At 38.6% G+C, this 22185-nt stretch carries 15 protein-coding genes, 6 tRNA genes and 1 riboswitch; of the genes, 2 read left to right on the plus strand and 19 right to left on the minus strand.

What is annotated here, in order from left to right:
• Positions 1–19: 19 nt before the first annotated feature.
• From LAV82_RS06145 to LAV82_RS06180, 8 genes are all read right to left on the minus strand, one after another.
• Positions 20–1063, minus strand: coding sequence for a ribonucleotide-diphosphate reductase subunit beta (locus LAV82_RS06145; RefSeq protein ID WP_013059560.1), 1044 nt, complete (start codon positions 1061–1063; stop codon positions 20–22).
• Between the two features lie 16 nt (positions 1064–1079).
• Positions 1080–3323 (minus strand): ribonucleoside-diphosphate reductase subunit alpha, encoded by a 2244-nt coding sequence (locus LAV82_RS06150; protein ID WP_211077193.1) that lies wholly within the window; start codon positions 3321–3323, stop codon positions 1080–1082.
• A 133-nt stretch (positions 3324–3456) separates the two neighbouring features.
• Positions 3457–3642, minus strand: a riboswitch (cobalamin riboswitch).
• Positions 3643–3922: 280 nt separating this feature from the next.
• Positions 3923–5026, minus strand: coding sequence for an o-succinylbenzoate synthase (menC, locus tag LAV82_RS06155; RefSeq protein WP_211077192.1), 1104 nt, complete (start codon positions 5024–5026; stop codon positions 3923–3925).
• A gap of 3 nt (positions 5027–5029) precedes the next feature.
• Positions 5030–6493: an o-succinylbenzoate--CoA ligase gene (locus tag LAV82_RS06160; RefSeq protein WP_211077191.1), complete on the minus strand. Its 1464-nt coding sequence runs from the start codon at positions 6491–6493 to the stop codon at positions 5030–5032.
• A gap of 82 nt (positions 6494–6575) precedes the next feature.
• Positions 6576–7394 carry a 1,4-dihydroxy-2-naphthoyl-CoA synthase gene (gene menB, locus LAV82_RS06165; RefSeq protein WP_013059564.1) on the minus strand — a complete coding sequence of 273 codons (819 nt, stop codon included), beginning with the start codon at positions 7392–7394 and terminating at the stop codon, positions 6576–6578.
• Positions 7395–7410: 16 nt separating this feature from the next.
• On the minus strand, positions 7411–8220 hold the full coding sequence (gene menH, locus LAV82_RS06170) for a 2-succinyl-6-hydroxy-2,4-cyclohexadiene-1-carboxylate synthase (RefSeq protein ID WP_499715734.1): 810 nt from the start codon (positions 8218–8220) through the stop codon (positions 7411–7413).
• A gap of 3 nt (positions 8221–8223) precedes the next feature.
• Positions 8224–9978 (minus strand): 2-succinyl-5-enolpyruvyl-6-hydroxy-3-cyclohexene-1-carboxylic-acid synthase, encoded by a 1755-nt coding sequence (menD, locus tag LAV82_RS06175; RefSeq protein WP_029319905.1) that lies wholly within the window; start codon positions 9976–9978, stop codon positions 8224–8226.
• Positions 9965–11386, minus strand: a complete 1422-nt coding sequence (locus LAV82_RS06180) for an isochorismate synthase (RefSeq protein ID WP_053487793.1) — start codon at positions 11384–11386, stop codon at positions 9965–9967. Before LAV82_RS06180 ends, menD begins: the two co-directional genes overlap by 14 nt.
• A gap of 351 nt (positions 11387–11737) precedes the next feature.
• On the opposite strand from LAV82_RS06180, the gene LAV82_RS06185 reads away from it, so the two are divergent.
• Complete coding sequence (locus tag LAV82_RS06185; RefSeq protein WP_013059568.1) at positions 11738–12490, plus strand: TraR/DksA C4-type zinc finger protein; 753 nt, start codon at positions 11738–11740, stop codon at positions 12488–12490.
• Between the two features lie 94 nt (positions 12491–12584).
• Positions 12585–13382: a TIGR00266 family protein gene (locus LAV82_RS06190; protein WP_074677914.1), complete on the plus strand. Its 798-nt coding sequence runs from the start codon at positions 12585–12587 to the stop codon at positions 13380–13382.
• Positions 13383–13420: 38 nt separating this feature from the next.
• Here LAV82_RS06190 and LAV82_RS06195 read toward each other — a convergent pair whose 3' ends face one another.
• The 11 genes from LAV82_RS06195 to LAV82_RS06245 all read right to left on the minus strand — a co-directional run bounded on the left by LAV82_RS06195 (position 13421) and on the right by LAV82_RS06245 (position 22185).
• Positions 13421–15832: a glycogen/starch/alpha-glucan phosphorylase gene (locus LAV82_RS06195; RefSeq protein WP_025601709.1), complete on the minus strand. Its 2412-nt coding sequence runs from the start codon at positions 15830–15832 to the stop codon at positions 13421–13423.
• Between the two features lie 13 nt (positions 15833–15845).
• A complete protein-coding gene (glgA, locus tag LAV82_RS06200) occupies positions 15846–17276 on the minus strand; it encodes a glycogen synthase GlgA (protein WP_499715735.1) in 1431 nt (476 codons plus the stop codon).
• Entirely contained in the window at positions 17273–18298 is a 1026-nt protein-coding gene (locus LAV82_RS06205; protein ID WP_025750736.1) for a glucose-1-phosphate adenylyltransferase family protein, read from the minus strand. Before LAV82_RS06205 ends, glgA begins: the two co-directional genes overlap by 4 nt.
• Positions 18299–18320: 22 nt before the next feature.
• A complete protein-coding gene (locus LAV82_RS06210; RefSeq protein ID WP_025601713.1) occupies positions 18321–19472 on the minus strand; it encodes a glucose-1-phosphate adenylyltransferase in 1152 nt (383 codons plus the stop codon).
• A complete protein-coding gene (glgB, locus tag LAV82_RS06215) occupies positions 19423–21384 on the minus strand; it encodes a 1,4-alpha-glucan branching protein GlgB (protein ID WP_035438693.1) in 1962 nt (653 codons plus the stop codon). The genes LAV82_RS06210 and glgB overlap by 50 nt, the downstream gene beginning before the upstream one ends.
• A 293-nt stretch (positions 21385–21677) precedes the next feature.
• Positions 21678–21749 (minus strand) — tRNA-Glu (locus tag LAV82_RS06220).
• Positions 21750–21769: 20 nt separating this feature from the next.
• A tRNA-Ser gene (locus LAV82_RS06225) sits at positions 21770–21860 on the minus strand.
• Positions 21861–21863: 3 nt separating this feature from the next.
• A tRNA-Asn gene (locus tag LAV82_RS06230) sits at positions 21864–21938 on the minus strand.
• A gap of 3 nt (positions 21939–21941) precedes the next feature.
• Positions 21942–22018, minus strand: a tRNA-Ile gene (locus LAV82_RS06235).
• A 6-nt stretch (positions 22019–22024) separates the two neighbouring features.
• Positions 22025–22098: transfer RNA gene (locus LAV82_RS06240), tRNA-Gly, on the minus strand.
• A gap of 11 nt (positions 22099–22109) precedes the next feature.
• Positions 22110–22185 (minus strand) — tRNA-His (locus LAV82_RS06245).

The raw sequence follows: 22185 nt of genomic DNA on the forward strand, positions 1-22185 counted from the left end.
AATTAGTCAGCTTTTGTATTTATAGATCATCAAATCCATTCGCATCTGATGCTTTTGTATATTGTCTTGATTTCTGTTCAAAGAAATCCGTTTTCCCTAAATCTACCTCTTGATAAGCAATAATCCAACGAAGAGGATTTTCAATCGGTGCTTCTGGGAAAGCAGCTCGACCGAAGCCTAACTGATTACAGCGTTTATTAGCCATGTATTCAATATACTGCTGCAGTTCTTTCATCGTGATGCCGTCGAATTTTTCTCCGATAACAGATTCCGCCCATTCAATTTCAAGACGAGCTGCCTCTTGGAACGTTTCAACTACAAACGTTTCTAGCTCCTCCGTACGATAAGCTGGATTTTCATTTAGTACTTCCTTGAAAATCTTTTCAAATAACCCAACGTGAAGCTGTTCATCACGATTGATATAGTTAATCATCGTAGATGTCGCCACCATCTTTTGATTTCTCGCAAGATTATAGAAGAAAGCAAATCCGCTATAGAAGAAAAGGCCTTCTAAAATAACATCATATACCATAGACTTCAAAAAGTTTTCAACCGTTGCTTCTTCGCTAAATGCTTTATATCCGTTTGTAATAAAGTCATTTCGAGCGCGAAGCTTTTCGTCTGTGCGCCAGTATTCAAATACTTCATCTTGTTTTCCTTTTGGTACAAGACTTGATAAAACATATGAATACGAATGATTATGAACCACTTCTTGCTGCGCTAAAATAATCATTAGAGCATTAATCGAAGAATCGGTTACATAGTCAGCTACTTTGCTAGCATAATCTGATTGAATACTGTCCAGTAGTGCCAGCAAGCCAATAATTTTTAAAAAGCTCTCTTGTTCGTCAGCCGTTAACTGAGGGAACTGCTTAATATCTTGACCCATATTAATTTCAAACGGCGTCCAGAAGTTAGCTAGCATACGTTTGTATTTAGGGAACGCCCATGAAAATCGGACGTCATCCCAGTTTAGAATATTTGAGCTCTTGCCGTTAATGATTCCTGTCGAACGGTTCGGAGCTGTTTCGTTCATTAATTCTCGTTTTAACATGCTTGTCATCAATTATTCACTCCTTTTAACTATGACAGCTTTCACATTCTTCAATGACTTCACTTGATGTTGAACGTACGTAGTAGGTCGTTTTTAACTTTTCTTTCCATGCCGTCATATGAAGATCCAGCAGCTCTTTTGCTCGGATATCATTTTGCACATATAAGTTGAATGAAATGGATTGATCAATATGGCGCTGTCGCTTGGCGTTTTGCTTAATGCTCCAGTGCTGATCAATTAAATAAACGGACTTATAATACCAGTTTGTTGCTGGTGATAAATCTGGTGCCGTCACCGGGATTTTATAGTTTTTCTTTTCCTCTGAATAAAACTTACGGAAAATCGGATCAATACTTGCAGTAGAACCCGCGATAATAGATGTTGATGAATTAGGTGCTACAGCCATTAAGTAGCCATTTCTTATCCCATTGCTTTGAACTTCGTTACGCAGTTCACTCCACGCTTCGCTTGTGTATTTACGTGTTTCAAAATAAGCGCCTGACTCAAAATCTGAGCCTTTAAATAATGGATATGCACCTTTTTCTTTAGCTAAGTTCATGCTTGCCTGTACGGTTAAGTAAGCAATTTGCTCATATAATTCATCGCAATATGCTACCGCTTCATCTGTTTCCCATGCTATTTTCTTTAAGGCAAGCAAATGGTTCCAACCAAATGTGCCAAGCCCTACTGCGCGGTACTTTTGGTTTGTTAGTTTTGCTTGAAGTACCGGCAAATCATTTAACTCAATAACGTTATCAAGCATGCGTACTTGAATTGGAATTAAACGTTCAAGCACATCTTCAGTTACGGCTCTCGCTAAGTTGATAGAAGAAAGATTACATACAACAAAATCGCCCGGATTCTTTGTAATAATAATTTTTCCGTCTTCCGTAATTTCCTCTGTTACGACCGTTGTGCTTTGGTTTTGCGTAATTTCTGTACATAAGTTGCTGCAGTAGATCATGCCCTCGTGGCGGTTTTGATTAGCTCGGTTAACCGTATCACGATAGAACATATAAGGCGTTCCGGTTTCAAGCTGCGAAAGCATAATGCGCTTGAAGATTTCAATAGCAGGTACTGTTTCTCTTGAAAGTTGTTCATTATTTACACACTCAGCGTAACGAGTGCGGAACGAACCGCTGCCTTCTTCTTCATCATAAAAATCTTCTAACGAGTAGCCCATCAGCGTACGAACTTCGTGAGGATCGAATAAGTGCCAGTCTTCACGTGCCTCTACTTTTTCCATAAACAAATCTGGCAAACATACGCCAGTGAATAAATCATGCGTGCGCTGACGTTCGTCACCATTGTTCAAACGCGCGTCTAAGAATGAAAAGATGTCTTTGTGCCATACGTCTAAATATACGGCAATAGCTCCTTGTCGTTGACCTAGCTGATCGACACTTACAGCCGTATTATTTAGCTGTTTCATCCATGGAATTGTTCCTGATGATACGCCTTTAAAACCTTTTATATCACTTCCTCGGCTTCTAATATGACCGAGGTAGACACCAATTCCGCCTCCATTTTTACTAAGCGTGGCCAAATCTGTATTGCTATCATAAATACCGCGTAAGCTGTCATCAATCGTATCAATAAAGCAGCTAGATAGCTGTCCGTAGCTCTTTCCTGCGTTTGAAAGTGTTGGTGTGGCAACCGTCATATGTAGACTAGAAAGCGCCCAGTACGCTTCTTTTACTAATGCTGTTCGATTTTCTTTCTTTTCTTGAGACATCAGCGTCATAGCAATGATAAGAAAACGTTCTTGCGGTAATTCGTATACGCGCTTATCATGTGATGTCGCTAAATAGCGATCTGCTAATGTCAACAATCCAATGTATGTAAATAAACGATCGCGTTCAGGAATAATGACTGAAGCAATTTCATTAATTTCTTCTTCTGTATATGTTTTTAATAGCTGCTTATTATAAATGCCGATTTTTGTTAGTTCTTGAATAAGCTGATAAAACGAACCGTACTTCTCTTTTTTATCGTAACCTCGGTTGTCCGCTGCTTTTCGATATAGTTCGTTTAAGTAGACGTCTGCCGCTACGTACGTCCAATCGGGTTCTTCCATTGAAATACGCTCTAAGGCTGCCAAAATTAGTACGTTTGCAACCTTTTCGTCCGTCATATTTTCCTTTACTGTAACAGTTTGAATAACCTTTTCCTCATACAAAGAAAAATCAAGCTGCGTAAATTCTTTTTTTAAACGTTCAATATATGCAGTTAATTCATGTAGAATTGTAGGCTTTAATGTATTCACCATAAATATGGCTCCTCTCTTCACTTCAAAATAAAAAATCGCTCACCGTACCTCGGTGAGCGAATAGAACGAAGATAGAAGAAGACACTAAGTCTTTTCTCAATCCTCGCTCTACCCTCTCACCTCCCGAAGAAGATAAAACGACATAAAAAAGGCAGGTCTCCTGACTTATGCTTCTTTTTACTTTAAGGCCTTCCCATGATGTTTACTCACAGTGGATCTCCTTATTTCATCAGCATTCACAGTTGCGGGGACAGCTTTGGATTTTCACCAAATTCCCTTTTAAGTCTTTTTATCAGACACCTTTTTCACTGGAAAACACAAAATATAGTATTTTATTATGGATTTCAAAACAACATATTGTGTTATGTTATAAACACATTATATAGGACAACTTAGAAAACTATCAACCTATTTTCAAAAATAATTTTGTTTTTTACGATAAAACTCTTCGACCTTTTTCATCAAACTATTCCATCATAACATGTTTTGACACGCTTGATGGAACAATGTGCTCTTTTTAAAAAATTTGTCCTATTTTTCTACTAAACATTGACAACCTCAATAAAAAAAACCGTTTTTCATAAAAAAACGGTTTTTAATTATTTGTATTCTTTTTCAAATGCTGTGATTGTTTTGATAAACTTTTTATCAATATCGTATCCTATCCCCGGTTTTCCCTTCACCTTTATTACTCCGGCTTCTACCTCTACTTCGGGCTTAATAATATCTTTTTCCCAATAGCGAGACGACGCAGAAATATCACCTGGTATCGTGAAAGAAGGCAGTGTGGCAAGGGCGATGTTATGAGCTCGTGAAATCCCTGCTTCTAACATTCCTCCAACCCAAAGTCTTACACCATGCTGGGCGCATAAATCATGAATTTGCTTTGCTACGGATATTCCGCCAACTCGACCGATTTTCACATTGATAATCTTACAGCTTCTTTGTTCAACTGCATGACGTGCATCTTCATAGCTCACAATACTTTCATCTAAGCAAATTGGCGTCTTCATTTGCTTTTGTAACAATCGATGATCAAGGATATCATCAGAACTTAACGGCTGTTCAATCATCATTAAATTCAATTCATCTAGTTTCTTCAATGAATCACTATCGCTTAACGTATAGGCTGAATTGGCATCAGCCATAAGAGGAATGCTTGGAAATTCATCTCGAATTTGTTTCAGTAGCTCATAGTCAGCACCCGGCTTAATTTTCACTTTAAAGCGCTTATAGCCATCTTTCATGTAAGTCTTTATTTGTTCTTTCATTATGGAAATATCATTTAAGCCAACTACCACTCCAGCTTCTACAGCAGACCTTACTCCGCCAATTACTTCAGATAACGGCTTATTTTGCCGCTTTGCATACAAATCCCATACAGCACAGTCCAAAGCTGCTTTAGCCATGTTATTTCGCTTTAGAGGTTTGAATAACTTTTGAACATCCTCTGGTTTTTGAAGCTGCTGATGAAGAAGCGAAGGAATTAAAAAATCGTCTAACATATGAAAACATGTCTGAATCGTTTCTTCCGTATACCAAGGAGATGAAAAAGCAACGACTTCTCCCCACCCTGTAAATCCTTGTTCATCTTCTACTTCCAGCAAAATCAATTCTCGATCCTGCACTGTACCATAGCTTGTTGAAAAAGGAGAAAGAAGCTTCATGTCAATTTTATAAAGATGTACTTTTTTTATAATCATCGATTAGCTCCTTTTCTGTATGAACGATGATAGCTTCCGGCGTATGATTTTATTAGAAGCTGTTCGCGGCAGCTCCTCTACTCGAACGAAATACTTTGGAAGTTTGTACTTTGCTAAAAGTTGTTGAATGTGTAAAGATAATTCTTCATCTGAAACGTCTTCGTTTACAACAATACATGCAGCTGGCACTTGTCCCCATTTTTCATCAGCTACTCCCGTTACACCGGCCTCTTTAACAGCGGGATGCTTCAACAAAACATTTTCAATTTCAGCTGGATATACATTTTCTCCACCTGAAATAATAAGGTCTGAACGTCTGTCTAACACATATAGAAAGCCTTCTTCATCCACTTTCCCGATATCTCCTGTATAGAACCAGCCTTGTTGAAAGGCTTTTTCAGTAGCTTCAGGTTTATTTAAATATCCTTTTGTAACATTTGGACCTTTAACAATGATTTCTCCTGCTTCGCTGGTCTCATTTCCTTTTTCATCTACAATTTTCATTGCACATGGAAATAATGGTTTACCTGCTGATCCCAGTTTTCGCAAACTATCTTCAGGTGAAAGCGTAACGAACTGTGAAGATGTTTCTGTCATTCCATACGTTTGATAAACAGGAATTTCTTTATTCACACAAGCTTCTAAAATAGTAAGCGGTGCAGGTCCTCCTCCTAAAAGCATGCATCGAAACGTATGCGGATATTTCCGTCCCCCTAACTCATCGAGCATGTTGGACAGCATGGAAGTGACAACCGAAATAATCGTTACCTCTTTGTTTTCAATTGCTTCATTTACTGCTCTTGCTTCAAACCGTTCTTCTAAAATGATTTTCATTCCGTAAAAGACGCTCCGCATTAAAATAGATAAGCCGCTAATATGAAACAAAGGAACCGCTATAAGCCAGCAGTCTTTTTCGTTTAATCCTAAATTAAGCGCTGAGCCAACGGAACTCCACCAGTGATTTCCATACGTCTGCAGCACTCCTTTTGGATGACCTGTTGTTCCGGACGTATACATAATGGTAAATGTCTCCTCGAGATTCCACGTTTTTTGAAAATCCGTTTCTGCTTCTGGAGAACTTTTTAAAGCAGGTAAAGTAAGCTGAGTAATGGAACTTTGGAATTCTCTCATTAAAAATGTTTCATCCGCAATAAGCAACGACACGTTTGCATCTGTTAGCTGATAATTAATTTCTTCGTTTGTCAAACGCGTGTTGACGAGCAGCAACCTTGCACCAATATAAGAAACCGCATGTAAAATCTCAATAAACTCCACTCTATTTTTCATGTATAAAGCAATGGTATCGTCTTGCTTTACACCGTTAAACGAAAGCTGCTGTGCTACTTTTTGAACACGTTTATGAAGCTCTTGAAACGTAAGAGACGTTTGCGGTGTTTCTACCGCCACTCGATTTGGCGTCAAATATGCTCTTTGCATAAGCCCATTGGGAATCGTTTGGCTACTCATGAATTTCTCTCCTTTTTATACTGATTAACTAAATTAAATTGAAAAAACAGCCTGATGATAATCACCAAGCTGTTTCAGCTGTTTAAGGGAAACGTGGGAACTGTTGGAAGTCTGGATTGCGTTTTTCCTTAAATGCATCGCGACCTTCTTTTGCCTCATCGGTTGTGTAATAAAGAAGCGTTGCGTCACCCGCAAATTGCTGGATACCAGCTAAGCCATCCGTATCAGCATTAAATGCTGCTTTTAAGAAACGAAGAGCGGTTGGACTTTTTTCTAACATCTCTTCACACCATTGAATTGTTTCAGCTTCAAGCTGTTCTAATGGAACGACCGTGTTTACTAATCCCATGTCTAGTGCTTCTTGAGCGTTGTACTGACGGCATAAGAACCAGATCTCACGCGCTTTCTTATGACCTACGATGCGAGCTAAGTAACCAGATCCATATCCTGCATCGAAGCTTCCAACTTTAGGACCTGTTTGTCCAAAGACTGCGTTATCCGCTGCAATTGTTAAGTCACATACAACGTGAAGAACGTGGCCTCCACCAATTGCATAGCCTGATACCATCGCAACAACCGGCTTTGGAATTACACGAATTAAACGCTGTAAATCTAGAACGTTTAGACGTGGAATTTCATCTTCTCCTACATAGCCGCCGTGGCCGCGAACTTTTTGGTCTCCGCCTGAGCAAAATGCTTTATCTCCAGCACCTGCTAATACAATTACTCCAATACTTGCATCGTCACGAGCATAAGCAAATGCATCGATCAATTCCATTACTGTTTTTGGACGGAATGCATTGTGCACTTCCGGACGGTTAATCGTAATTTTAGCGATTCCGTTATATGTTTCGTATAAAATGTCTTCATACTGACGTGCTGATGTCCATTCAACTGTCATCTTTATTTCCTCCTAATTATGTAGTAGCTAAGAACTCACTTACTATTCTACCAAAAATCTCAGGTTGTTCCACGTGAATTGCATGGCCTGTCCCTAAAATAATTCTAGAAGTAGCATTTGGTATTAATGTTTGCATTTCTTTGGAAATTAAACAAAACTTTTGATCTACTTCTCCTGTAATAAGCAAAACCGGCATCAACAGATTGTCCAGCTTCTCCCAAAGTGACGGCTGGACTCCTGTTCCGATTCCTTTCAAACTGTTGGAAAGGCCGGTTTCTGTATGCGAAAGTCTTTCTTTACGCACCGCTTCTTGAACATGGCTAGGCAATTGCTTTTGAGAACTAAAAAGAGGGATTTTCTCCCAAAAGTTCACAAATTCTTCAATCCCATTTTTCATAATGCGGCTCGCCAGCTGTTCATCTTTTTCTTTTCTTAGCTTTTGTTCTTCTCGCGTTTTTAAACCAGGCGATGCGCTTTCTAATACCAACTTTTTCACAAGGTGTGGATATCGCTGAGCAAATGAAAGAGCAAGCCTTCCTCCCATCGAATATCCAATTACATTCACCTGTGATAGAGATAGCTGTTGAAGAAGCTCATGCAGTGCTTCAACGACTGCTTCCATTGAATATGGTTTGATTTCTTTCGGAGCTGCTGATTGGCCATGACCAATAATATCAACAGCAATCACCTGATAGTCTTTAACGAATTTCTTCATAAAGGTACGCCAAGTTTGAGAAGAACCGGTAAAGCCGTGAAGCAAAAGCAGCGGCTCTCCTTTTCCCTCGGTGTGCACATAGTAAGATACACCATTTAATTGATACATCATTGCTTATTCCTCACCGTTTGACAAATTTATTTCCCCGGAAACAAGTTTCCACAAACTGCGATGAGTCTCTACATTTTCTGTACGAGTTGTACGAATCTCTACAACATGCAACCCGCCTTTTACGAAAGCATGGTTCATTGCATGTCGAAATTCTTCCCAGCTGCTTGCTGAAGAAAATGTGCCATCATACAAACGCGTGGCATGCTCAAAATTTAATCCAGTTGGCGTACCAAATAAAAATTCAAAGTGCTTTTCTTGTTTTGACTGCGGTAAAAATGAAAAAATTCCTCCGCCGTCATTGTTAACTAGCACAACGGTTAAATTTAAATTATGCATTTTAGCTGCCAGCAGACCATTTAAATCGTGATAAAACGATAGGTCACCAATAAATAAAACGGTGTGATCGTAAGCCGTGCTTACGCCTAGAGCAGACGAAACTACACCATCAATTCCATTTGCTCCCCGATTTACAAAGAGTGGAATATCTTTTTCCGTATTTAAGAAGAAAGAATCAATATCTCGAACAGGCATTGAATTTCCAGCAAACAAAGCCGTGCCTTCAGGTACTACATCAACAATTTCTTGAACTACTTGTCCTTCGAACCATTCCTGGCCAGAAGTTAAAGTTCTCAAAGCCTGTGCAGTTTGAGCATTAATCTTTTTCCACAGCCTCAGCCATGAAGTAGACTCCTCTTGATTCGCTGAAAGACGCTTGATCAGTTCTTCACAAAATAATGTATCATCGGCTTCAATCATCACTGTTGAACGCAAAGTAGGATCTCTCCAGCCTTTACCTTGGTCAACTACAAACATTTCTGTCGGCTCGTGTGCTTTCAAAAATTGCAATAGCGGTTTCGATACCGGCATCGCGCCAAAACGAATGACAACTTCCGGGTGAAAACGCTCATCAACCTTATCACTTTTTAAAAATGTATCATATGTCTCTATTACATTTTCTTTTGAATGCTTGCCGCTTCTTAATTGTGATAACGGATCTGCAAGGACCGGAAAGCTTAAAGATTCAGCTAAACGGCATACGCTGTCTACTGCTTTTAAAGACATTTGGTCTCCGCATATAATAAGTCCTTTTGTTGTTCCCTTTAAGCGCTTCGCAATTTCTTCGAATCCTTTTTCAGATAGAGATGCTTCTCCATGAATAGCAGCCACATATGATTTACCGCGTTTCCCTTGACTCCATAAATGTTCAATAGACAAATCTGGTACAATCGGTTCACGTAAAGGTACGTTAATGTGTACAGGACCGCTCGGTATAGCTTGAGCTGTATGAACAGCCCTTGAAGCTACTGTTCGAATATAACGATTCATATCTGCACTTTCTTCTGGTAAAGCTGTATCTACAAACCACTTCGCATATTGACCGAAAAGATGATTCTGATTAATGGCCTGCGGGGCACCTATATCCCTTAACTCATGCGGCCGATCCGCTGTGATAACTACTAAAGGAATGCGTGAGTAGTGAGCTTCAATTACTGCAGGATAATAATTCGCTGCAGCTGTTCCAGATGTACATACAAGCACCACTGGTTTTTTCTTTGCTTTTGCTATTCCTAGAGCAAAAAAGCCGGCGGAACGTTCATCAATATTTAAGTGCACATGAATATCAGGGTGTTCAGCCATGAGCATCGCAATAGGCGTTGAACGTGACCCTGGACTGACCACTACTTCTTCAACATTTGCTTCTACTAATTCATCCACGAATGACGCAATATACGTTGTTAATGATTTAATGTGTTCCACGCATAATCCCTCCTAAAGCTGAAAGCATCGGGTTGAATTTAATTCTTGTTTCTTCATATTCACTTTCAGGCGTAGAATCTGCTACAATTCCACAGCCCGCAAATAAAACGGCTTCTTTCTGCTGAATAACAGCGGAGCGGATTCCTACTATAAATTCACCGTTTCCGTTGATATCCATCCATCCTAAAGGAGCTGCATACCACCCTCGGTCAAAGGATTCTAGCTGTCGAATAATAGGCAAGGCCTCCTGTTGAGGATATCCTCCTAGCGCTGGTGTTGGATGGAGCTTTTGAATAAATGAAAATAGCGTTACATCTTCCTTTATACGCCCTTTAACAGGTGTATACAAATGTTGAATATGCTTTGTTTTATATAAACTTGGCGTACTTGGAATTTCTACTTCATAACAATAAGAATTCATCGCTTCTTTAATCATATGAACAACAACATCGTGTTCAATTAAGTTCTTAGGATCTTGAAGCAATTCCTCACCTAGTTCGTGATCTTCCTGCCTTGTCTTTCCTCTTGGAATCGAACCCGCTAAACAAGTGGAAAACACATAATCTCCTTGTTTTTGCACTAGCCTTTCTGGGGAAGCGCCGATAAAATGCTGATGCTCTCCCTCTAAAATATATGTGTAGCTAGTTGGCTGTTCCTTTAACAGACGCTGAAGCACGTATTCAGTAGAAATATCTTCATTAAATTTTACTTTTAATTGACGAGCAAGAACCACTTTCTCTATAGCCTGTTGCTTAATTAAAGTAGTAGCTCTTTCAACATTTCCTTTAAATTTCTCTACCCCAATTTCCTCTTTTTCCAACAGCAAAGGTGAAATATGAGATTCCCCGTCGTACTCTTCACAAAGAACAAGCTTTTGGACCTCTTCGAAATAATTGATGTGCTTTTTAACAGAATCTTGTCCTTTAACCATCATATTAACGGTAAGGTATCCTTCTTTGTCTACCTGAGTATATAACACAGTTGGAATCATAAATTTTGAACTCGGGAAATCACTCCAATAGTTTTCTCGATACTGATTTGGGTCAAATGAAAATCCTCCAAATAAAAGAGGACCTGTCCCATCCGGGAAAATTTGGTTATTTTTATAAAAGTCTTCTTTTATAAAGCGCTTCCATTCATTTTCAATGTGGAAATAACGTTCTTTTGCCGCATTGGTGCAAATAGTATGCGCATATCCTAATCCAACAAATGTATAATAACTGTTGGGATCTTTCCAAAAAAAGCGTTCTTTATAAAACTGGTCATGTCCGTTCGCATAAAAAATAAGGGGGTCAATAGGTCTTACTTTTTTCACTAAACTGACCAATTTTGGCTGATTTTCATTTTTTGCACACTCAATCGCATCTTTAATGTATTCTTGTACTAACTGTTCGGTCGTTGCAATCACACTACGTCCCCCCGTTCATCTTTTTTCTTAAGTCTGTAACTAACTTATTATAAACTTTCAGTTCAAAAAAATCTAGCATCGCGATTCGCCAGAAAAAATTAATTTCGCTTGTCTAAATTATGCGTTTTTATTAAATGAATCAAAAATCTTTATGATCTATTTAGTACTCCTTAAACCTCGAGAACGTTATTTTTATCATACCCTTTTCTATAACCTTTAACTTTCTTTAATTTTCCACTCCTTTTCTCTCTTAGCTTCATGAATACCCCAAATACTCCTAATATGAATCGTGTTTTTTTGAATTTTTAACACATACTACAAAAGCACAATAAATTTTTAAGGGGGAGCTTCATGACACTTTCAAAACAAGAAATCAGTCAGTTAAAACAAAATTTACAGCAGCAGCAGGCTGATATTCAATCGCACTTTGACCAAAATGATCATTTTGGTCTAACTCGAAGCGACGCTCACGATGCTGTAGGAGAACTTTCAAGCTACGATAACCACCCTGGTGACACAGCCACGGAAACATACGAGCGTGAAAAAGACCTTGCACTAAATGAACATGCAAAACAAGAGCTACATGAAATAGAAGAAGCACTTCAGGCAATCGCTCACAGCACGTATGGAACATGCAAAGTATGTGGAGCAGATATCTCGTTTGAAAGACTTCAGGCTGTACCGACTACTTTATACTGTAGAGAACATAGCCCATCACAGGATATTCCAAAGCACAGACCTGTAGAAGAAAATGTTCTCCATCACCCATTTGGTCAATACGACTATGACGATACCGAAACGACAGGATATGACGCAGAAGATTCTTGGCAAGACGTTGCGCGTTACGGGACGTCTGAATCTCCTTCTGATTTTATAGAAGATACGTCTAACTATAGTGAAACCTATATTGAGGCAGATGAAGCCATCGGGTACGTTGAAGATTATGAAAACTTTGCCGCTACCGATTTATATGGACAGCCTCTTCCTATTTACCCTTCAAAAGAGCATGAGCGATACGAAAATGCACTTGATGAAGAAGGTACGATGACCATATTTGGAGATTTACCGGCCTATGAGAAAGATCCATACACTGAAAAGGAGTAGTTCTTCATACTACTCTTTTTTCTATTTTTAGTAGGAGCAATGGGAGATGATATCGAATGAATAGGAGATTAGAATTAATAATGAGGTGAAAATGATGAATGCACATGAAATTGATTATAAATTGTATGGAGATGACATGCAGTTTGTTGAAATTGAATTAGATCCTTCAGAAAGTGTTATAGCAGAAGCTGGAGGAATGATGATGATGGAAGATGATATTGAGATGGAAACCATTTTTGGTGACGGTTCTTCCTCCAACAGCAACGGGCTTTTTAATAAACTAAAAGGAGCTGGGAAACGCGTATTAACTGGTGAAAGTTTATTTATGACGGTATATACAAATAACGGATATCACAAACGAAAAGTATCTTTCGCTTCACCATTTCCAGGTAAGATTATTCCTGTCGATTTAGAGCAGCTCGATCATAAAATCATTTGTCAAAAAAGCTCCTTTTTATGCGCTGCCAAAGGCGTATCCGTTGGTATTGATTTTCAAAAAAAACTAGGAACGGGCTTCTTTGGCGGTGAAGGTTTTATTATGCAAAAATTAGAAGGTAATGGCTTGGCATTTTTGCATGCAGGCGGCACCATTCATAAAAGACAGCTGCAGCCGGGTGAACGCCTTCGTGTGGATACTGGATGTTTAGTGGCCATGACCCGTGATGTAAACTACAACATCGAATATGTAGGGAAAATTAAAACAGCTCTGTTTGGAGGAGAAGGCATGTTTTTTGCTACTCTGTCAGGACCGGGAACAGTTTGGATTCAATCTCTTCCTTTTAGCCGACTAGCCGATCGCGTTTTATCAAGTGCAGTTTCGCCAACGGGAGGTAAAGGTGAAGGCAGTATCCTTGGTTCTTTAGGTGATTTCTTAAACGGTGACAACAGATAAAATAAAAAAGGTATAGTCTTTGACTACACCTTTTTTATTTATTGATTTAATAAATTTTTAGTGGAGTGAATTCCCCAAATATCAGATGCATATTCCTCAATCGTTCGATCACTCGAAAAAAAGCCGGAATGTGCAATGTTCGTCGCACTCATTTGAAGCCATTTATTTTCATTTCTATAAGCTTCGTTTACTTTTTGCTGTGCCGTAACGTATGAGTCAAAGTCACGGAGCACATAGTATTCATCATTTTGCATTAATAATGAATCATATATAGGCTCGAATAAGTCATATGTGTCAGGCAGGAAGCCGTTTGTAAGCCGCTCGAGCACTTGTCGAATCCGCTTATCATGATGGTAATAATCATAGGCACGGTATCCTCCATTTTGCTGATAGCTCAACACTTCTTCGGCTTTTAATCCAAAAATAAAGACATTATCTTTTCCTACTGCCTCGCTAATTTCGACGTTCGCTCCGTCCATGGTGCCAAGAGTTAACGCCCCGTTCATCATGAATTTCATATTTCCCGTTCCCGAAGCTTCTTTGCTGGCGGTTGAAATCTGTTCACTGACATCCGCTGCAGGAAAGATATACTCAGCAAGTGACACTCGATAGTTTTCTAAAAAAACGACTTTTAAGAACGGTGATGTTTGTGGATCATGATTGACAACATCAGCTACAGAATTAATTAGCTTGATGACTTTTTTTGCATAATAATAGCCGGGAGAAGCTTTTGCACCAAAAATAAATGTACGAGGAACGATTTGAAAATTAGGGTCTTCTTTTAATCGATTGTACAAATACATAATGTGCAGCACATTTAAAAGCTGTCTTTTATAAGCATGAAGCCTTTTAACCTGTACATCAAAAATAGAATTAGAATCTATTTTAATTCCCGTTTGCTCTTGAATAATATCCGCAAGCAGCTTTTTACGCTGTTGTTTTACTGTTTTTAGTCCTTGTAAAAAGCTTGGATCTTTCACATACTCTTGGAGCTTTATAAGAGAATGCGGCTGTTTAATCCATTTATCTCCTATCACCTCGGTAATAAGGGAGGAAAGCTGCGGGTTAGCTTTTAACAACCAGCGCCGGTGGGTAATTCCATTCGTTTTATTGTTAAATTTAGCAGGATAAAACTGATAAAAATCTTTCATTTCTCGTTCTTTTAAAATATCAGTATGAATCTTTGCCACACCGTTTACTTTATAACTTCCCACAATTGCTAAATGAGCCATCTTTACTAACCCGTGCGCTAAAATAGCCATATTTTCAATTCGCTGCCAGTCACCTGGATATGATTCCCATAATTCTTTACAAAAACGCTCATTAATTTCTTCAATAATCATATACACGCGTGGAAGCAAGGGTTGAAATAAATCAATCGGCCATTTCTCAAGGGCTTCAGAAAGGGTCGTATGATTTGTGTATGATATGGTATTGGACGTAATATGCCATGCATCTTCCCATTCCATTTTTTCTTCATCCAGTAAAATTCTCATTAGCTCAGGAATCGCAAGTACAGGATGCGTATCGTTAATATGAATGGCTACTTTTTCGTGAAAGTTTGTAAGTGTTTGATAGGTATTTCGATGTGCTCTGATAATACTTTGTAAGCTAGCTGACACAAGAAAATATTGCTGTTTCAATCTTAATATTTTACCATCTTCATGTGTATCATCCGGATATAAAAATTCTGATACAGCCTCTGTTTGACGCTTATACTCCATCACATCTTTATGTACTGGAAATGATGAAGGCTCCGCATTCCAAAGGCGAAGTGTATTCACAGTATCTGTTTTATACCCGATAACCGGGATGTCATAAGGAACAGCAGAGACGGGTTCTCCTTTTACATGACGAAAAGAGAATTTTCCGTCTTCCTGTACCATTTCAACTTCGCCCCAAAAGTTCACTTCTATGGCTTGATCTAATTTGCGTACTTCCCATGAATTCCCATGCCTTAACCACTGTTCTGGGAGTTCAATTTGAAAGCCGTTTACAATCTTTTGATCAAACAAACCGTGTTTATAGCGAATTCCATAACCGTGGCCTGGAAGATTAAGTGAAGCAAGAGAATCTAAAAAACAAGCAGCAAGCCTGCCTAATCCACCGTTCCCTAATCCTGCGTCTACTTCTATTTCCTCAATATTTTCAAGTGAAATATTCAGATCACTTAATCCTTCTTTTACAACTTCCCGAATTCCTAAGTTCAACAGATTTTGACCCAATAGTCTGCCTAATAAAAATTCGATAGAAAGATAATACACTTGCTTTGTATGTGAAGACCTATGAATTTCATTGGTTGAAATCCAATCGCTGCTAATATATTCTCGCACCATATTGCCTAATGTATGATAGTGATCTTGAACAGTAGATTCTTTAAAGCTCTTTCCATATGTCATTTCCAGCTTTTTTAAAAAAGCCTCTTGAAAGCTTTTTTTATCAGAGAACAATCTGCTCACCCTTTCACGATGGAGTAGATGTCAAATTTGAATACAATTGATTATATTTAAATGCCGATTGTCCCCAGCTATAATCCTGACTCATAGCATCCATCATTAATTTTTTCCATACATCTTTCTGGTGATAAAATGAAACAGCTCTTTCTAACGTATGAAGCATGTCGTGAGCATTATAATTCTTAAAAGAGAAGCCATTTCCCTCTCCCCTATATTCATTATAAGCTTTGACCGTGTCATTCAGGCCGCCCGTTTCACGCACGACTGGAATGGTTCCATATTTTAAGGCTATTAATTGTCCGAGTCCGCAAGGCTCAAAACGGGAAGGCATTAAAAATAAATCCGTACCGGCATAAACTTTATGAGCAAGTTCCTCATTAAAACCAATAATGGCTTTTACTTGCTGGGGGTACGTATCTTCCATCTCACGGAAAAACTGCTCAAACTCGTGTTCTCCAGTTCCTAAAATAACAATTTGGGCTCCTAAGTTAACCGTCTCATGGAAAACGTGCTTAACTAAATCCAGCCCCTTCTGCTGAGTTAACCTTGTAACCATCGAAATAATTGGAACATCCTTATTTTCTTCTAATTCAAGATAGCGCTGGAGCTCTTTTTTATTTTTATATTTTCCTTCAATCTCTTCTACCGAATAAGGATAAGATATAAGCTGATCTGCGTCTGGGCTATAAGCTTCTTCATCGATTCCATTTACAATCCCAATTAAATCTTGATTTCGCTGGCGCAATAATCCATCTAAACTTTCTCCGTAATATGGCATTTGAATTTCATCTCGATATGTAGGACTTACCGTGGTAATTTTATCAGCTGATACAAGCGCAGCTTTCATAAAATTAATATTCCCATAAAACTCGAGCTGGCTTGTAGTAAAATAATAATCATTTAAATTTAATAACTCATATAAATTGCTCTTAGGGAAAATTCCTTGGAATTGCAAGTTATGAATCGTAAAGACCGTCTGAATATGATCATACATATCATAATTAGCACGAAGTAAAAATGGAATCATAGCCGTATGCCAGTCGTGACAATGAATAATATCAGGCTCATTCTCTAAAAATGGGATAGCTTCAAGCACGGCTCTGCTGAAAAAAGCAAATCGTTCAGCGTCATCGTAGTGCCCATATAAGCTATCTCTTTTAAAATAATATTCATTATCAATGAAAATATATTTAACGCCATCCATCGTTAACGATTCAATTCCGCAGTACTGTCTTCTCCACCCAACCTGCACATGAATAACTTTTTCAAGCACCATTTCATCTTGATAATGTGGAGGAATCGTTCCGTACTTTGGCATGACTACACATACGTTCGTTCCTAACTTTTTTAATTCTTTAGGCAGGGCACCAGCTACGTCTGCTAATCCTCCTGTTTTAATAAAAGGTACACATTCTGATACAGCAAATAATACATTCACGACTTCATCAACGCTCCTTGAGTTGTTCCTTTAGCAATGACTCTAGGTAGACCTGACTCACCTAGCAACGTTTCATTACTTCCTATTTTCACATCTTTGTCTAAAACAACATTTTCTAATACACTATTTTCTAAAATAACGCCTTTTTGCATCACAATGCTATTCTTAACGACCGTACCTTTTCCAATTTTAACACCTCGGAAGATAATACTATTTTCCACATGCCCTTCAATCACGCACCCGTTTGCGATCATTGAGTTTTTCACAACCGCTTTTTTTGCGTAACGAGTAGGCGGTTCATCTTTTACTTTAGTGAAAACAGGACGTTCGTTGATAAATAGCTGCTTCCAAACATCTGGAGATAAAATTTCCATACTTGTTTTATAGTAGGCATCTAAGCTAGAAATCTCAGCCGTATATCCATGGTGCTCATACTTTTCTACACGATGAGATTGTGCCATATATCGAACCATTTCTTTAATCGTATAAAAATCATGGGATTCATTTTGCAAAATATTAACTAGAATAGATTTATTAATAATATACATATTAAGCGATTTATCACCCTGCTTCATTTCAGTAATATCTGCATTTGAAGCAATATGACGTTGCAGCACGTGCTCAAAGTCAACTGTACATATCGTATAACTATTCGCAATTAATACGTATTCCTGCTTACTTCTTAAGAAATAATCAATATGATAACGGAACTGCGTGAATAGTGATGGACTTTCTAAGTGTAAATCACTTGTCATAGGAGGGAAAATAAACAATCCATCTCGCTTCCGATCCAAATCCCACTCTTTTCCTGAACCTATATGATCCATCAATGCGCGATAGCGATCACGAGGAAAAATGGCAACGCTCGAAATTCCAGAGTTCACCATATTAGAAAGCGTAAAATCGATTAATCGATAGCGTCCTGCAAAAGGAATGGCAGCAATCGATCTATAAAAGGTTAAAGGCTGCAGCGCTGTTGTGTTTGTACAAGCATCAATAATACCAAGCATTTGATTATTCAATGTCGTTCATCCTCTCTGTTCGTTAAATGCATTTAGCAACTGATTCAATCAATTCTTGAGTAACAAGAATTACTTCTTCGCTTCCTTTGGTCGGTCGAATAATAGTACCGTCTGGAACTTCAATGTCCGATGGAACAATTGCGTTTTCAATATATACGTTAGAACCTATCTTTGCAGTAGGCATGACAACCGTTTTCTTGATCTCAGAACCTGAGCCGATTTGTACACCTGGAAATAACACGGACTGCTCCACGTTTCCTTCAACAACGCACCCTTCATTTACTAATGACTCCACCACGCAGGCGTTTGGCGCGATATATTGAGGAGGCTGATTAGGGTTAACAGAGTATACTTTCCATGAAGAGTCAAATAAATTAAGCTCGTCTTTATCACATAACAAATCCATATTCGCTTCCCACAAGCTTTTTACAGTTCCTACATCTTTCCAATAACCTTGGAATGGGTATGCAATTAGCTTTTTCTTTTCATCTAGTAAAAGCGGAATAACATCTTTACCAAAATCATGGCTTGAATATGGATTGCGTGCATCCATTTCTAAATATTCTTTTAAAATACTCCATTTAAAAATATAAATCCCCATGGAAGCTAGATTGTTTTTAGGACGCTGAGGCTTTTCATCGAACTCCATTACGTCTAGGTCACTATTTGTATTTAAAATACCAAAACGGCTTGCTTCCTCCCAAGGTACTTCAACAACAGAAATCGTTACGTCTGCTTCTTTGTTTATATGATAATCAAGCATATTTTCATAGTTCATTTTATAAATGTGATCACCTGATAGAATCAGTACGTACTCAGGATCATATTGTGTTAAATAGTTTAAATTTTCATAAATAGCACTAGCCGTCCCTTTATACCACTTTACTCCATCTGACTCCGCGTATGGAGGCAATACCGTGACGCCACCATTCCGTCGGTCCAAATCCCAAGCGCTTCCAATTCCAATGTATGAATTGAGAACTAGCGGTTGGTATTGTGTTAACACACCTACTGTTTCAATACCTGAATTTGTACAATTACTTAAAGCAAAATCAATAATTCGATACTTACCACCAAATGGTACAGCTGGCTTTGCTAGATTTTTTGTAAGTGAACTTAGCCGACTACCTTTTCCTCCTGCCAATAACATCGCTACGCATTTCTTTTTTAACATGTTGTTTTCTCTCCCCTCGTTTTCTCTTTGCTCGTAGTATACTAATGCCAAACGGCGGAATATTCATTTCAATGCAAAAAGGTTGGCCGTGAAACGATTCACCCACTGATTTTAATGCCTTTTTATTTACAATGCCTGAACCGCCGTACACTTCGTCATCACTGTTAATAACTTCAATGTACTCTGTCTCAACTGGAACTCCAACTTTGTAAGAATGATATGGATGCTCAGAAAAATTGCTAACAACTATAAAAATCTCCTGATTTTCTTTCGACTTACGAATAAAAGAGAAAATTTGTTGATGATGGTTGTTAACATCAATCCATTCAAATCCATCTGGATTATGGTCTAATTCATATAAAGGCTTGCTTCTCTTATAAATCTTGATGAGATCTTTCATATATCCGTTAAGATTGCGATGCATGTCAAAGTCATAAAGCATCCAATCCAACTCCTCTAAATCTTTCCACTCATCAAATTGCCCAAACTCTCCGCCCATAAATAAAAGCTTTTTCCCAGGGTGTGCAAAGAAATATCCATATAGCAGTCGAAGCTGTGCAAACTTGCGCCAGTAATCACCTGGCATTTTATTAAGTAATGATTTTTTCCCATGTACGACTTCATCATGAGAAAGCGGCAAAATAAAGTTTTCGTTAAACGCATACATTAGTGAAAAGGTCATTTTATCGTGAAGATAGGGACGTCTTTCCACGCCAGCTTCCATGTATGTTAAAACGTCATTCATCCATCCCATGTTCCACTTATAATTAAAGCCTAAACCGCCCTCATACGTAGGTGCTGTAACAAGCGGCCAGTCCGTTGAATCTTCTGCCATCATTAATATCGTTTCATCAGATTCAAAAACAGCTTCATTCAACTTTTTCAAGAAGCTGACAGCTCCATCATTCACTGCTTTTCCAGAAGAATTTTGCCAATAAAGCATATTAGCTACAGCATCTACTCGAAATCCATCTATATGGAAGTACTCCAACCAAAACAAAGCGTTCGAAATCAGAAAACTTTGTACTTCAGGCTTTCCTAAATCGAAATTAGCTGTTCCCCAAACGTAGTTTTCACGATCGGGTTCTTGTTTGTATTCATAAGTAGGTTCTCCATCGAACATATACAGACCATGTTCATCCTTACAAAAATGCCCGGGTACCCAGTCTAAAAGAACCCCTATATTGTTTTGATGACACTCATCTATAAAGTTCATCAACTCTTTAGGTGTACCGTATCGACTGGTAGCAGAATAGTATCCAATTCCTTGATATCCCCAGGATCGGTCGAGCGGATGCTCAATGACTGGTAATAACTCAATATGTGTAAAACCTTGTTCAGCAATATAAGGAATAAGCTCCTGTGCTAATTCACTGTATGTATAAAGACTGCCATCTTCATGAGTCCTCCAAGACCCTGCATGCAGCTCGTAAATACACAGTGGTCTTTCATATATATTTTGCTGTTTTTTCTTTCTACGCCAATATTGGTCGTTCCATTTGTAGCCATCCAATGAGTAAACAATAGACGCAGTGTTTGGACGCACTTCACTGAAGAAAGCGTATGGATCTGCTTTTAATTTTTTTTGATTGCTTTGTGTGATGATTTCATATTTATAAATAGTCCCTTGTTCTAATTCAGGGATAAATGTCATCCAAATACCTTCTTCATTAACTTTAACCATTGAATGTTGAAAACCGTTCCATTTATTAAAATCACCTACAACGCTTACACCCTTTGCATGAGGTGCCCACACGCAAAATCGTACGCCTTCAATTCCTTCTACCGTTACCTGATGCGCACCGAAAATAGAGTAACTGCGAAATAAGTTTCCTTCGTGATACAAATGAACATCAAATTCAGTAGGCTGAACCGCTAGATTCACTTTTGCCACCCCTTTAACTTCAAACATAATATACGCACATAATATACGCTTCTTACCACTCATTCCCTTTTACAGTAAAAACATAAACCTTTTTTACAAATATAATAGAATAAATGTTCTTTTAAATTACTCTTTATCCCATACTCTTCATACTTTATTACTTTATGAATAATTCCATATGATATAGGGAAAATCCTGCTTAAAACTTACTTTTTATTCCGAAAATTCATGGTAATTATTCCTAACTATTATTTCTGTTTACTTAATCTTTAAAAAAGCGCAAATAAAAAAGGTTTGCATATATGCAAACCTTTTTGAGATGACCCGTACGGGATTCGAACCCGTGTTACCGCCGTGAAAGGGCGGTGTCTTAACCGCTTGACCAACGGGCCATATTTAAATTTAAAACGACTGGCGGAGAAGGAGGGATTTGAACCCTCGCGCCGCTTACACGACCTACACCCTTAGCAGGGGCGCCTCTTCAGCCACTTGAGTACTTCTCCATATGGCTCCACAGGTAGGACTCGAACCTACGACCGATCGGTTAACAGCCGATAGCTCTACCACTGAGCTACTGTGGAATATGGTGGGCCTAAGTGGACTCGAACCACCGACCTCACGCTTATCAGGCGTGCGCTCTAACCAGCTGAGCTATAGGCCCTTCATTTGGAGCGGGTGATGAGAATCGAACTCACGACATCAGCTTGGAAGGCTGAGGTTTTACCACTAAACTACACCCGCGTTACTTAAGATGGGGCGACTGATGGGAATCGAACCCACGAATGCCGGAACCACAATCCGGTGCGTTAACCACTTCGCCACAATCGC

It is taken from the genome of Bacillus sp. ILBB4 (assembly GCF_035064545.1).
Lineage (GTDB): Bacteria > Bacillota > Bacilli > Bacillales > Bacillaceae_H > Priestia.

Bases quoted from the DNA above. Each gene is read 5' to 3' on its own strand.
- LAV82_RS06145 (WP_013059560.1), bottom strand. From the start codon at position 1,063: ATGACAAGCATGTTAAAACGAGAATTAATGAACGAAACAGCTCCGAAC.
- LAV82_RS06150 (WP_211077193.1), bottom strand. From the start codon at position 3,323: ATGGTGAATACATTAAAGCCTACAATTCTACATGAATTAACTGCATAT.
- menC (WP_211077192.1), bottom strand. From the start codon at position 5,026: ATGATTATAAAAAAAGTACATCTTTATAAAATTGACATGAAGCTTCTT.
- LAV82_RS06160 (WP_211077191.1), bottom strand. From the start codon at position 6,493: ATGAGTAGCCAAACGATTCCCAATGGGCTTATGCAAAGAGCATATTTG.
- menB (WP_013059564.1), bottom strand. From the start codon at position 7,394: ATGACAGTTGAATGGACATCAGCACGTCAGTATGAAGACATTTTATAC.
- menH (WP_499715734.1), bottom strand. From the start codon at position 8,220: ATGATGTATCAATTAAATGGTGTATCTTACTATGTGCACACCGAGGGA.
- LAV82_RS06185 (WP_013059568.1), top strand. From the start codon at position 11,738: ATGACACTTTCAAAACAAGAAATCAGTCAGTTAAAACAAAATTTACAG.
- LAV82_RS06190 (WP_074677914.1), top strand. From the start codon at position 12,585: ATGAATGCACATGAAATTGATTATAAATTGTATGGAGATGACATGCAG.
- LAV82_RS06210 (WP_025601713.1), bottom strand. From the start codon at position 19,472: ATGTTAAAAAAGAAATGCGTAGCGATGTTATTGGCAGGAGGAAAAGGT.
- glgB (WP_035438693.1), bottom strand. From the start codon at position 21,384: ATGTTTGAAGTTAAAGGGGTGGCAAAAGTGAATCTAGCGGTTCAGCCT.